The 13,747-nt window shown below is 40.9% G+C and carries 14 protein-coding genes; 3 read left to right on the forward strand and 11 right to left on the reverse strand.

Annotated features, from left to right (window positions below):
* Positions 1-530 precede the first annotated feature (530 nt).
* The 11 genes from ACFSX4_RS09625 to kynU all read right to left on the reverse strand — a co-directional run bounded on the left by ACFSX4_RS09625 (position 531) and on the right by kynU (position 11,405).
* Positions 531-1,304: a KinB-signaling pathway activation protein gene (locus ACFSX4_RS09625; RefSeq protein ID WP_377774023.1), complete on the reverse strand. Its 774-nt coding sequence runs from the start codon at positions 1,302-1,304 to the stop codon at positions 531-533.
* Positions 1,305-1,317: 13 nt separating this feature from the next.
* A complete protein-coding gene (locus ACFSX4_RS09630) occupies positions 1,318-2,370 on the reverse strand; it encodes an Mrp/NBP35 family ATP-binding protein (protein WP_377774025.1) in 1,053 nt (350 codons plus the stop codon).
* A gap of 82 nt (positions 2,371-2,452) precedes the next feature.
* Positions 2,453-4,000, reverse strand: coding sequence for an amidohydrolase (locus ACFSX4_RS09635; protein ID WP_377774027.1), 1,548 nt, complete (start codon positions 3,998-4,000; stop codon positions 2,453-2,455).
* Between the two features lie 63 nt (positions 4,001-4,063).
* Entirely contained in the window at positions 4,064-4,876 is an 813-nt protein-coding gene (proC, locus tag ACFSX4_RS09640; RefSeq protein ID WP_377774029.1) for a pyrroline-5-carboxylate reductase, read from the reverse strand.
* Between the two features lie 77 nt (positions 4,877-4,953).
* Complete coding sequence (gene trhA / locus ACFSX4_RS09645; protein ID WP_377774031.1) at positions 4,954-5,661, reverse strand: PAQR family membrane homeostasis protein TrhA; 708 nt, start codon at positions 5,659-5,661, stop codon at positions 4,954-4,956.
* Complete coding sequence (locus ACFSX4_RS09650) at positions 5,661-6,824, reverse strand: UTP--glucose-1-phosphate uridylyltransferase (protein WP_377774033.1); 1,164 nt, start codon at positions 6,822-6,824, stop codon at positions 5,661-5,663. Before ACFSX4_RS09650 ends, trhA begins: the two co-directional genes overlap by 1 nt.
* Positions 6,825-6,833: 9 nt before the next feature.
* On the reverse strand, positions 6,834-8,135 hold the full coding sequence (locus tag ACFSX4_RS09655) for a pyrimidine-nucleoside phosphorylase (protein WP_377774035.1): 1,302 nt from the start codon (positions 8,133-8,135) through the stop codon (positions 6,834-6,836).
* Positions 8,136-8,344: 209 nt separating this feature from the next.
* Positions 8,345-8,665, reverse strand: a complete 321-nt coding sequence (locus ACFSX4_RS09660; RefSeq protein WP_377774037.1) for a hypothetical protein — start codon at positions 8,663-8,665, stop codon at positions 8,345-8,347.
* 13 nt (positions 8,666-8,678) lie between these two features.
* Entirely contained in the window at positions 8,679-9,521 is an 843-nt protein-coding gene (locus tag ACFSX4_RS09665; protein WP_377774039.1) for a tryptophan 2,3-dioxygenase, read from the reverse strand.
* Positions 9,514-10,140, reverse strand: a complete 627-nt coding sequence (locus ACFSX4_RS09670; protein ID WP_377774041.1) for a cyclase family protein — start codon at positions 10,138-10,140, stop codon at positions 9,514-9,516. The genes ACFSX4_RS09665 and ACFSX4_RS09670 overlap by 8 nt, the downstream gene beginning before the upstream one ends.
* Positions 10,140-11,405 carry a kynureninase gene (gene kynU, locus ACFSX4_RS09675; RefSeq protein WP_377774043.1) on the reverse strand — a complete coding sequence of 422 codons (1,266 nt, stop codon included), beginning with the start codon at positions 11,403-11,405 and terminating at the stop codon, positions 10,140-10,142. Before kynU ends, ACFSX4_RS09670 begins: the two co-directional genes overlap by 1 nt.
* Positions 11,406-11,514: 109 nt before the next feature.
* Here kynU and ACFSX4_RS09680 point away from each other — a divergent pair, with 109 nt between their 5' ends.
* The 3 genes from ACFSX4_RS09680 to ACFSX4_RS09690 all read left to right on the forward strand — a co-directional run bounded on the left by ACFSX4_RS09680 (position 11,515) and on the right by ACFSX4_RS09690 (position 13,736).
* The gene (locus tag ACFSX4_RS09680) at positions 11,515-12,231 is read left to right on the forward strand and encodes an SDR family NAD(P)-dependent oxidoreductase (protein ID WP_377774045.1); all 717 of its coding nucleotides are present in this window, start codon (positions 11,515-11,517) and stop codon (positions 12,229-12,231) included.
* Between the two features lie 12 nt (positions 12,232-12,243).
* Positions 12,244-12,660 carry a hypothetical protein gene (locus ACFSX4_RS09685; RefSeq protein ID WP_377774047.1) on the forward strand — a complete coding sequence of 139 codons (417 nt, stop codon included), beginning with the start codon at positions 12,244-12,246 and terminating at the stop codon, positions 12,658-12,660.
* A 146-nt stretch (positions 12,661-12,806) separates the two neighbouring features.
* A complete protein-coding gene (locus tag ACFSX4_RS09690; protein ID WP_377774049.1) occupies positions 12,807-13,736 on the forward strand; it encodes a metal ABC transporter substrate-binding protein in 930 nt (309 codons plus the stop codon).
* Positions 13,737-13,747 lie beyond the last annotated feature (11 nt).

Here is a 13,747-nt window from a genome sequence, read left to right on the forward strand (position 1 = left end):
TTATTGGAATTAACGTTGACATATTGTCATTCAGTTTTCAATGTGCTTCGTTTTGTGTTGCTTTTCTATCTTACCATTTTCTGAATCGTTTGACAAGTCTTTTTTTCAACTTTTTTCAGTTGGTTTGGACTGTCGATTCACATCACTCTCTCAAGCGACCCTTACTATATTACGTTGTTTCGGTTTGAAATGCAAGGGGCAGTTTTACACCCGATACTCATTTCCTGCCGCGTCGTTTCTTTACGACTCGTCCTATGTTACACGCTCGAATCCGTTCAAGCAAGTACCACTTTTACACTCTGTCACGCTTGTGCATCGTGTCTGTCGGACAGCGACCGTTTATATACTACACACTTTTTCAGCCTCACTCAAGTGTCAATTTTACACCCCGGAATGTGTGCTGCCATGTAGTTTTTTCGTCACTTATTCAGCGACTTTTTATATAATATCAGGATTGTATTTCAGTGTCAATGGATTTAATTCATTCAATCAAAAAAAGATATCCGGTGTAGGAACCGGATACCTTCATACTACTTCTTACTATTGTTCTTAGCAATTTTAGTTTTATTTTTATAGTTAAGCTTATTACGTGTCTTTACCTGTGATTCTTCTTTCGCTCTCTCTTTATCCGCCGCTTCCTGCTCTTCTTTCTTTCTCTCTTTGTTCCTGTCACTCTTAGTGACTCTCCCACGCTCTATTTTTTCTTTTTCAGATGCTTCTATATATTTCGGCATCATGATGAGCTGGAATGCATTCATCACTATAATCGCAAAGACTGACCTTGCAATCCATGAAGTGTCTTCAACAAAGATGAATGGAATCATCGTGATTGATGTCATTACAATCATAAAGAACAATGAAGGTATAAATATATTCCTGTCACCTGTTATTTTCATTTTATGTCTTGCAACGAGAACTCCTGCTGCAATAATTATTACAGGAATCCCAAGATAGCTCCACATATGACCGGTATCAAGTCCGACTCTGTAAAATCTTAAATAGAAGAGATCAAATATTGCATACATAATAATCAAGAGCTGTACATACGGCCAAAGTCTTCTAAATATACCGACGCCGAGCGGATGTACAAACAGATATATGAAGAAAATAACCTGGCTGATTGTCGCAATTAACAAACCGAAGGTAATAAACCATACAACACCTGCGAGGAATTCACCTATTTCGCCTCTGAATAAATAGCTGGTTACATTCTCATATTCCACAAATAAACTGATTACAGTAGAAATGATTGTTCCGATGAGTAAAGTTCTTAAATAGAACTTCACCAAATATTTTGATGTCATCTGTTATTCCTCATTACTTTTCATTAGTTTCACTGATAATTCTTTCTGCTATTTCTTCATAGACCTCACTGATTTTCCCTTTCTTATAAATAGAAGGTGCAAAATCATCCTGATCCCACTCCGGCTGGCCGAGAGGCAGCTGGCCGAGCAGCGGTACTTCTAAATCCAGTGCAAGCTTTTCACCGCCGCCTGTTCCGAATATATATTCTTTCTGTCCGGTATTTTCACTTTCAAAATAACTCATGTTCTCTATTACACCGAGAATTTCGTGTTTTGTGTGAAGCGCCATTGATCCCGCTCTTGCTGCCACAAATGCAGCAGTCGGATGCGGAGTTGTAACGATAATCTCTTTACTGTGCGGCAGCATTTGGTGAACATCCAGTGCAATGTCACCTGTGCCCGGCGGCAGATCGAGAAGAAGATAATCCAGTTCTCCCCATTCCACTTCATTAAAGAAGCTCGTCAGCATTTTACCAAGCATCGGTCCGCGCCAGATGACCGGTGTATTCTCTTCAACAAAGAATGCCATGGAAATCACTTTGACTCCGTAACGTTCGACCGGAATAATTTTTTCTCCGTCAACACCTGGTTTTTCAACAATTCCCATCATATCCGGCACACTGAATCCATATATATCCGCATCAATGATACCGACTTTCTTGCCCTGCTTTGCAAGTGACACTGCGAGGTTTACAGAGACTGTTGATTTTCCAACGCCGCCTTTACCGGAAGCAATCGCGATAAACTCTGTATTCCCGTCACTGATATTATTTTCAGTTTCACTGCCTGCTGAGCCCCTGTGCTGCTCAATCAAGTCATCATCCAGTTCTTCAAATCTGATGCCGACAGTTTCTGCACCGTTCTCTTTTAATATATTAACCACTTTCGTTTGAAGATCCAGCTGCTCCTGGCCACCCATGCGGCCGATGGCAATCTTCACACTGATATGTGATTTTTCTTCTTTTATTTTAACTTCTTTAATACCTTCTGTTTCTTTTAAAGGAACATTTAGTATCGGGTCTTTCAATTCTCCCAAGAGTTCTTCTACTTCTTTTATCGTTAACATGGAATTTCTCCTTTATTACTCTAAATTCAATATCTCCATAATAACATACTCAATCTATGAAATATCAATAAACTGTTTTAATTTAGTGACTATTTTGATACACCGTATCACCATCAATTATTGTATATTCAACTGTTGTCGACAGCAGTTCATCAGCTTCTATCTCCATCACATTTTTATCAAACACAGCAAAGTCGGCAAAATAGTTTTCTTTAATCATTCCTGCACGGTCTTCACGGTAAACAATCTTTGCCGCTTCTGTCGTGTACATTTCAAACGCGCTGTGTCTGTCGAGAATTTCTTTTTCGTTATAAACACCTGTCTTCCCACGTCGTGTAACCAGCGTATGAATACCTAAGAGAGGATTCACTTCTTCAATCGGGGCGTCTGATGAACCGCCGATACAAAGGCCTTTATCCCTGAATGTCTTAAACAAGTATAAATAATCCGCCCTCTCTTTTCCGATGTACGATTCCACCCACGGCATATCCGAAGTCAAAAATGTCGGCTGAACATCACAAACCACATCAAGCTCTGCCATTCTTTTAAGAAGATCCGGATTCACAAGGCTGACATGGATTAAGCGGTCATGTTTCCCCGCTGTTACCGGAAACTTTTCAATCGCATCAAGTACAATCTCAAGTGCCTTGTCACCGATGATATGGACAGCGACAGCATCATTATTTTCACGCGCCAGTTTCACTCTTGCTTCCAGCTGTTCTCTGCTGTGTATCTGCAGGCCTGTATCTTCGCTGCCTTCATAAGGTTCTCTTAACAATGCTGTCTTTCCGCCAAAGGCACCGTCGGAAAATATTTTCATCGCATCCTCTTCCACCCAGTCCGGCTGATACTGAATATCTTTCTTAACCATCTCTTCATATACCTGTTCATGACGAAGAAGATTCACTCTGAATTTCAGTTTGTCCGGCCCGAGTGTATTTAAGTAAGCATTAAGCGGAACTTCAAACGGTCCGTAACTCGACATATCTTCCGTGTGTGCATTTGCTATTCCGAGTGAATGAAGGTAGTTCACCGCTGTGGTGATATCATCGCCGACCGATACTTCATCATCATTCACCTGTCGATTCCTGAGCAGTTCCATTGCAGAATCATACGCCCAGCCGGTCAATCTGCCGGATGCATCACGCTCGAAATAACCTCCCGGCGGATCTTCAACATTATCATCTATTCCAGCAGACTGAAATGCTTCTGTATTCGCAAATCCGGCATGCTGGCACACTCTCATTACAAGCGTCGGCTTATCTGTCAGTAAATCAAGTTCTTTCATTGTCATACGATACTGGTCGGGAAAATTATTTTCATCATACCCGAGTATAGTGTCCCGTTCATTACCGGATTCATACGCGCTGATTTTCCGCTTCACTTCATTAATATTAGTATCTTCATATAGTACAAGTGATTTCAGCATTTTACCGAGCATTACCAGATGCATGTGGACATCGGTTAATGCAGGAAGCATTGTTTTCCCTTCCAGATCAAACATCTCATATGCGTCACTGATTTCTACATCTGTTCCAATAATCTTTCCATCTTCAATCAGTACATTTTCAACTGTTTCATACGGCCGTCTCATTGTATAAATTCTTCCATTATAAAATAAAGTTCTCACGGAATCTCCTCCAAAAAAATACTCCATATACTGAATTGTATATGAAGTATTCAAATATATCTTCTATTTTACTTTGTCATCCTGGCTTAACTCTTCACTTCGGTTAGCAGCAGCATTTAATGTTGCCACCAGTATCTGTTTCACACCTTCACCGTCAAGTGCATTAAGTCCTGCTTCCGTCGTTCCTTTTTTCGAAGTAATATTCGTCCTGAGTTCGCTGAAAGGCAGGTCGGATTCCTCAACCATCTTGCCGACACCAATCACGAGGTTCCGTGTCAGAAACATCGCCTGTTCTTCATTGAATCCGAGCTCCATCAAGCCTTCTGCATATTTCTCATAAATATAGTACAAGAATGCTGATCCGGATCCCGTTGCAGCAGTGATGTTATGCATCTCATCTTCTTCAATTTGAACAGTCTCGCCAAAACTCTCCATTAATTTAACCAGTTCGTCTCTGTCATCAAAGTTTTTGGAATACGTAATACCGTTTACTGAATGTCTGACCTGCGCATTCGTATTCGGCATAATTCTCGCAATTGGATTATCCTTTTTAAGCTCCCGCCGGATTGTTTTAATCTGAGTACCGGCCATTACGGATACTACTTTTGTGTTTTCCTCCAGGTACGGTCTGATGCGCGCCGCAACTTCCGGGAAGCTTTGCGGTTTACTGGCTAAAATAACATAATCCGTATCTTTCATCAGCTCTGCATCATCATAGGATACATTCACACCCAGATTTTCCTTAAAGAACATGATTTTGTCCTGATTACTTTTACTGGTCAGGTAAATATCAGACGGTTCGACAACTTTATTTTCAATCATACCGATGAAAATTGCACTTGCCATATTACCTGCACCGTAAAATACGATTTTCATATGTCTCACTCCATTTCTGTATTCTCTCGCTCTCTTATGTTAACAAACTACCCTAAAAAGTGAACAGTAAATCCTGATTATATGAAAAATACGATTGCTGCATAATGTAACAGGCTGGCAATGATAATGAAAAAATGCCATATCATGTGGAAATAATTACGTGTTTTTTGTGCATAGAACCATGCACCAATCGTGTAACTTAATCCGCCTGCGAGAATAAGTATAACGAAAGTCCATCCTGTACCGTTAATGACCTGCGGCGCAAATATTACAGCCATCCATCCCATTACAAGATAAAAGGCAAGACTCACCTTCTCATTTACTTTCGGGCTCAGCACCTTATATAAAATACCTAAAACTGCTGCACTCCACTGGATAACAAGCGTGATTATCCCCCACGTACCGCCGATTACAGAAAGTGCAATCGGCGTGTACGTCCCTGCGATTGCTACATAGATAAAGCTGTGATCAAGAAGCCTCATAATGTACTTATGCTGGGTATTATGCGCCATTGAATGATACAGTGTCGACGTTAAAAACATCAGGAGAATACTAATGACGTATATTGAACCGCCGACTGCATGGACTGTGCCTCCGGAAATATACATATAGACTGCAGTAAACGGCAGCAGACAGATGAACAATAGTGCAGCGACACCGTGGCTGACACTGTTCCCCACCTCTTCACCAAATGTTAAAGGTACAATTTTCTTTAGTGATTTTTCAATTTTATCACTCATATCTTTCTGCTCTTTGTACTCTTTTGTACCGTTGTAGGCAGTCATTAAATCAACCCTTCATTTTTAAGATCCGTATACGCCGTTTCGATTGAGTCTTTCCCCTCTTTATTTTTAAGTGGTGAAAACTCACCCTTCCGGTCCACTTGAAGTGTATGATGTTTTTTTGCCAGCTTAAATGCATCAAAGTAAAATTTCTCGAATTTCAACACTTCATCTTTCGATGCGTTCAAATCTTCATCTAAAAATTCAAGCTTCTTCAATGCCAGATGGTACGGCATATCAGCTTCAGCAATTTTACTCAGAAAATCTGTACTGAACACATGAATACCTATGTTACCGTTTTTAAACTTATCTTCTGAACCGTCCGGAAGTTCAGTGTACTCTACTACTGATTTTTCTCCGTTTACAAGACTCAGACGGCCGACACTTTCGCCTTCTTTAGGAACAATGGATTTTGATGTTACTTCATTATCATCTTTAATGTGCACACCGAGTAATACAGGGTCCAGCACTTTAACCACTACATTATCCACATTATTCATAAATACATGTTTTATACCGCGTGACTTTAAATCATCCAGCATGCCGCTTGATGCAAGTGAACTGAAAATACCGCCGTTACCGTTCGGTGTCATCATTATTTTTTGTTCTGCAGTCAAAAGCAGCGTTTTTTCTTTTGAAATCGGAGGGAAATGTTCCTGCTTAAAGAAGTGAACATTTTCTTTCGGCAGGCCGAAAAATTCCTTTTCATTAAAGAACTCGATAGTCTCTTCATGATTTATATCACTCGTCATAATATACCAGTGTACCGGCAGTACGCCGTTCATTTCATACTTCTTAATCTGGCGGGACTGCAGTTCGAACAGAGAAACACCGTCAAAACTGAATGTTCCTTTTGCCCTCGGATATTCGAGACGTGTTCCCTGCCCTCCTGCCATAAGAAGTACAGCAGCCTGTCCATCCATCACCGTTTCATAGGAGATATCCTCCAGTTGTTTGATGGCATCATTCGACAATTCTTCTTTTGATGTATACGGCACTTCTGTAATACGCTGCATATCAATCGCTTCAGGGTTTACATATACTTTTTCATATGTCCGGCTGATTTCATCAAGGTCAAGCGCCTTAAAACTTTCTTCTAATTTCTGTTGTGTACTTTCATCGAGCTGGTTATACTGCTTAATCCATTGTTCTATCATCTTATCCATATTCCTCTCTTATTCCGTAATAATCTGTTTAATCAATTTGACAGTTTTCTTTTCCGAACCAATTTGGTAGTTGTCTTTAATTTTCTGTGCTACTTCTTCCACATCTTCACGGTTGCTGTAAATGGTTGCCAATACATCGCCTTTTTCAACTTTACTGCCGACTTTTTTGTTGAGCTTAATACCCACAGCGAGATCAATCACATCGTCCTTTGTCTGTCTGCCTGCACCAAGCATACTTGAAGCTACACCCATTGCTTCAGAACCAATTTGCTGAACGTAGCCCGCTTCTTCCGCTTTCACCTCGAAAGTAAACTCTGCCTGAGGCAGTTTGGACAAGTCATCAGCAATTGAATCATCTCCGCCTTGATTTCTTAAAAACACTTTGAATTTTTCCAAAGCTGAACCATCATTTAATGCATTCTGAAGTTTTTCACGTGCTTCTTCAAGTGTCTCTGCCTTACCGCCGAGTACCACCATCTGGCTGCCGAGTTCAAGACTCAGCTCCGTTAAATCTTCCGGTCCTTCTCCTCTTAACGTTTCTACCGCTTCTTCGACTTCCAGCGCATTGCCGATTGCAAGTCCGAGCGGTTCTTCCATACTCGAGATGATTGCCATTGTACGGCGTCCGACATTATTACCGATGGAAACCATTGCATGTGCAAGTTCAGCCGCATCTTCTTCTGTCTTCATAAATGCACCGTCCCCGACTTTCACATCGAGTACAATCGCATCGGCACCTGCCGCAATTTTCTTACTCATAATTGAGCTTGCAATTAAAGGAATCGAATTGACAGTTGCTGTCACATCCCGCAGTGCATAAAGCAGTTTATCTGCAGGCGTCAAGTTACCCGACTGACCGATAACCGCTACTTTATCCCGGTTAACGATATCAATAAATTCATCTTCTGTAATCTCTACATGAAACCCTTCAACGGCCTCCAGTTTATCAATCGTACCACCGGTATGCCCGAGACCGCGTCCGCTCATTTTCGCAACAGGCACATCGAGTGCCGCCACTAATGGTGCCAGCACCAATGTTGTCGTATCACCGACCCCGCCTGTAGAATGCTTATCGACTTTCGTTCCTTCTATCTGCGACAAATCAATAGTGTCGCCTGAATTCACCATTGCCATTGTTAAAGCTGCGCGTTCTTCCTCATTCATATCATTAAAAAAGACCGCCATCATCAGGCTCGAAACTTGATAATCCGGAATCTCGCCGTTTGTATAGCCATTTACGAAGAACTCAATTTCTTCTTTTGTTAATGCATAGCCATCACGCTTCTTTGCAATAATGTCCACCATTCTCATAATATTTTCCTCCTATTTATAAATTCAATTCTAAATGATATCACTCATTAATATTCACTGACCTTTATCCGTTCAACTCTATTATAAAGCTTATTAGTTTGCGCAACAAATCAAACCGTATTTTAAGTGCTGACCAGAGATTAACTTCGTTTGAAATAAAATAAAACCCCTTAATGATACGCTTTGGTATCTGTTAAGAGGCTTGAAAATTATTTAGCTGTTGATGTCCATTCTTTCGCATGCCGGTAACGTTTCACATGTGCGTATATATTTTCACCGGCATACTCCTCATTAGTATAGACTGTAATATCAAAATAACTGCCGTCGTCTGATAAAGACTCCTCAAGATAAAAATCTCTTAAATGATTGAACAAATCTTTCATCTGAGACATATTTAAGCTCGGATATTCTCTGAGCACACGTTTTTGCAGACCTGACGCATGGGATATCACTTCCTGCACTACAATGACAAAAGTCTCATCTTCCCTGATGACATCATCAAAAATATTTGTCTGTCCATAATCTCTCATCAATGCCGCCTCCTTATAATTCTGTTCTTAACTCCCATAGTTCATGGAAAAACGTTTTATCAATCACACGTTTCAAATAATTCACGCCGGAACTTCCACCTGTGCCCGTCTTAAAACCGATAATACGTTCAACTGTTTTCATATGTCTGAAACGCCACTGACTGTATCTGTCTTCAATATCGACAAGTTTTTCAAGAAGCTCATACAAATCAAAATATTCATCAGCATTTAAATAAATTTCTCTGAACGCATTTTTCACGGATTCATGCGGTTCATAATCTGCTGTTACATCCCTGTCAAACACCGCCGCATCAATTTCAAAGCCCTGGCGCGCAACTGCACGAATCGTTTCATCATAAATACTCGGCTTTTCAAGCTGATCTTTCAGTAACTGGTGAATCACAGGATCTTTTTCATAAATTTTCAGAGCATGTGTCGTTTTATAACCGAGACTGAATTCCATCATACGGTTTTGGTAGGACTGGAAACCGGATGCATTACCGAGGGAATCCCTGAATTTTAAATAATCACTCGGTGTCATTGTCGCAAGGACATCCCACGCGCCGATCATCTGCTTATGAATATTTGCGACACGTGACAGTTTTTTAAATGCCTGCCGGAAATCATCAACCTTAATATCATCAATCGCGGAATTTATTTCGTGGATAATGAGCTTCATCCACAACTCTTGAACTTGATGAATAATAATAAATAACGACTCATCATGCTCTTCTGTAATCATATCCTGTGCAAACAGCACCTTATCAAGGCCGAGATACTCACTGTATGTCATATCCTTCGAAAAGTCTGTTTTCACATTCTCGTTATGCAGTGTTTTATCCTGATAATTATTCATTATCATTTTCCTTCCTTCTCACTACCGCTCTGACAGGAGAACCATCGCCGCCTTCAATTTTTAACGGCAGTGCAATAAAATCATAATACCCAGGGTCCGTTTCCGTCAGTACCACATTTTCAATAATCATAATGTTATTACGGTATAGTTTATGATGAATATCCAGTGTTTTGGAGTCAATATGATCGACTGAAGCCACATCGATACCAAAAAGCTCAATGCCGAGAAGGGCAAGATATTCCACTGCATCCTCTGACAGTACCGGCACTTTATTTAAAAATACGGAAGTATCAATCTCCTGTCTTGTCTTAATCAGAAGAATCGTCCCTCTGATTTCGTGGTGCTCGAGTATATCACGCGTAATTATTTCTTCATTAAGTTCTATCACTGTCGCATCACCGATGTAACGGTTAATGTCCAGCAGTTCTGTTGTTGCACCCGCATCATCAAAATGAAACGGTGCATCAATGTGTGTACCGATATGTGTGCTTGTTGTAATTTTACCGATATTGACCGACCCGGAATTTTCTTTTGTCACAGCAACTTCGAAAGAAAACGGTGTGTCGTCCGGCCAGTGTGCAATATCGCTGGTTAATGTCTGGGTAATATCTATCCACATTATGCAACAACTCCTCTTTTGTTTCCGAATTTTTCGTATAATTTATCATCCATTATATCTTTCAAAATGCGTACCGTGTGATATACATCTTCAAAAGAATTGTACAGTGCAACAGGTGCAATACGCACATAACCCGGTGCCCTGAAGTCAGGAATCACACCTTTTGATTTCAATGCTTCATTGATTCCCGCAGCCTTTTCGTGACCGATTAAAATGTGCCCGCCGCGAATAGTACGGTCCATCGGCGATACCACTTCAATATGATATTCCTTTAATTCCGCATCAATCATTTCCAGCATAAAATCCGTCAGCTCGAGTGACTTTTCACGAATTCTCTCAATCCCTGCTTCTTCAAATAGTTCAAGGGAACCGATTAACGGCGCCAGAGAAAACACATGCGGCGTTCCAATCTGATACTGGCTGATGTCCCCGGCCTGGTCAAACTCATGTACCATGTCAAACTGCGTATCCTTGTTATTGCCGAACCATCCTTTTAAGCTGACGTCCATGTGATGATGTTTTTTATTCACATAAACACCACCGACTGCACCCGGTCCCCCGTTTAAGTGTTTATATGTACACCAGACTGCAAAATCCACATCCCACTCTGTCAAATGGTGCGGAACTGCACCGATGGAATGGCATAAATCAAATCCAATAATAATTCCCTTCTTATGTGCATGCTCAGTCAGTGTTTTCATATCCAGAATCTGGCCGCTTCTGTAAAGTACAGCAGGCAGCAGTATCACCGCAACACTTTCATCCATCGCTGCAATAATATCTTCTGTCTTAAGGGTATGACCGTCACGGCTCTGCACTTTCACAAGACCGTCAGAATACCCGTAATCATCAAGAACACTCTGGCAGGCGTATATATCGGATGGGAAATTTAAATCATCCACTAAAATTTTGTATCTGTCCTTCGTCGGTCTGTAGAAGGTCCGGACGGTCTGATGGATGTTCGTTGTGGTCGAATTCGTCGCAAGTACTTCCGACACATCTCCCCCGGTGAGCGGTGCCATCTGTCTGCCGATGGTTTCCGATAAATAAAACCACGGCCGCTCTCCGGCAGTCCAGCCTTCAATCCCGTGCCGCTTCCAGTCATCCAGTACATTCAGCAGCGCTGTTTCTGCACACTTTGATAATAATCCGAGAGAATTTCCATCCATATAATATTTTCCTTCATATATATAGAAGTCATCCCGAAATGATCTTAACACATCATTACTGTCTTTTTCCTGAGCCGCTTTCAGCCATTTCTCCATCTCTGCACCTCTTTTTTATCTCTGATACACTTATTATATGATAAAGTGCCCTTTCAATGATAGTCAGTGTATGCTTTGTTAAAATGTAAATTAAAGAGGAGGAATGAATATGCAGAATTTATCAAAGAAGAATGCAATTATTACAGGCGGCTCCCGGGGAATCGGTTTCGCAACTGCGAAAGCTCTAGCTGATGAGGGCGTCAATGTCGCTGTGACCGGCCGGGATCACGACACATTAATCGAGGCCATAGGTGAGCTGAAGAAAACAGGTGTTACAGTCATCGGTGCATCAGGTGATGTATCAAACCCGGATGATGTAGAAAAAATCATCAGTGAGATCAGCGAAACATTTGATCATATCGATATACTCATCAATAACGCAGGGATAATGAAACACGGTTCATTTTTAGAGTCGGAATTCAAAGACTTTGAACATATGATGCAGGTCAATGTGTTCGGTATGTACCATATGTTAAAAGCCGTCCTTCCTAAAATGGTCGAGCAGGATTCAGGGGATGTCGTCAATGTCGCATCAGTCTCAGGACTCCGTTCAGGTAAAAACGGCGGTTTGTACTCTGCAACCAAATTTGCAGTAATCGGTATGACTGAAGGACTGCTCCAGGAGATGCGTCCACATAATATCCGTATGTCATATATCACACCTTCTGCCGTACTCACCGATTTAGTCGGCGAAAGTAAGCTTAAAGAAGAGACGATGACACATCCTGAAGATATTGCGGATATTATTGTGAACAACCTGAAAATTCATCCACGCACATTCGTTAAAAATGCAGAGATGTGGGCAACAAACCCCGAGCCCCTTTAGGAGATTTTATTTATGAATCATAAATTATATGATTTTAAAGCGCATCAAAATATTCACAATGACATGATGGCCGGGTGCAGTGAATGGAGGATAAAAATGAAACAGTCAATCTCATCACTTGAATACGAAACGCTCAGTAAAGAAATGGAGTCATTCATTGAATTTATCGAAACAGACATCATTCCGCACCACGATGAATCATCACAGGACGGGTTTTACAATCAAATACTCAGCGAAAGACCCGAACTCACAGAAAAGATTCATCATTTGTCCCGGGACCACCAATTAATCCGGATTATTACTGATTTAATGAAAAAAGAACTTCAGAATGACGAAGTGAACTTCCAGAAGCTTGTTGATTACTCAAGTTCAGTCACATTAATAAATGAAATTCACTCAAAAGATGAAGAAGAATCACTGTTAAAATAATAATCCGGTAGCTTCCCCCTGAATCAGGGGGTTTCTTTGTTATCTCATTTTGTAATTTTATATTTTAGGATTGACTAATATAAAAGTTTAGGATATCCTAAAAACATATTATTAATAAACTATAAAACGACATTAGGAGAGATTACATGAGAAAACTGACTTTATTTTTTACAATGAGTATCCTGTTGATACTCGCTGCCTGCGGCAGTGACGAAGCTGCCGGTAACAACGGTGAAGAGAAGGAGAAAATTGCTGTCACAACCACATTTCTTTATGACATGGTTAATGTGCTTGAAGATGGTGTCGACGGCTTCGATACAGAACTAATTATTCCAGCCGGGGAAGACCCGCATGTTTATGAACCGACAGCGAGTGATTTACAGACATTAAGCGAGGCAGATGTCATCTTGTACCAGGGTCTTCATTTTGAAGGCAGAATGGGTGATGTACTTGAAAACGGTGTTGCAGCCGCTGAAGATTTTTCCGATTCTGATTTAGAGGAAATGGAAGAAGACGGTGAAGTAGAAGTGGATCCACATTTCTGGTTCAATATTGATTTATATAAACAGGCGATGGAAAATGTTTCAGATACACTGATTGAACACAATCCGGACGGGGAAGAACAGTACACTGAAAATTTAAATGCATACTTTGAAGAGCTGGATGAACTTGACCAGTATGTAACAGAGCGTGTGAATGAAATTCCTGAAGAATCACGTATCGTCATCACACCGCATGATGCTTTCGGCTACCTTGCTGAGTCTTATGATCTTGAAGTTCACGCACCTCAGGGATTCTCTACAGACTCTGAAGTATCAAACAATCAAATTCAAGCAACAGCTGACATGATTGTCGAAAATAATATCAGCGCCATTTTTGTTGAAACCACAACAAACCCGGACCGTATGACACGTCTTCAGGAAGTGGTGGAAAGTGACGGCGGTGAAGTTGAAGTCGTCGGTCTCGATGATGAAGCATTATTCTCAGATTCCCTTGCACCAGTTGGGGAAGAAGGTGACACTTACATTGATATGTTCCGCCATAACATTGATACAATTTCAGATCACCTGCAGTAATTCAGCAGACT

Origin of the sequence: Corticicoccus populi, from assembly GCF_042686195.1 — a bacterium.
Taxonomy (GTDB): Bacteria; Bacillota; Bacilli; order Staphylococcales; family Salinicoccaceae; genus Corticicoccus; species Corticicoccus populi.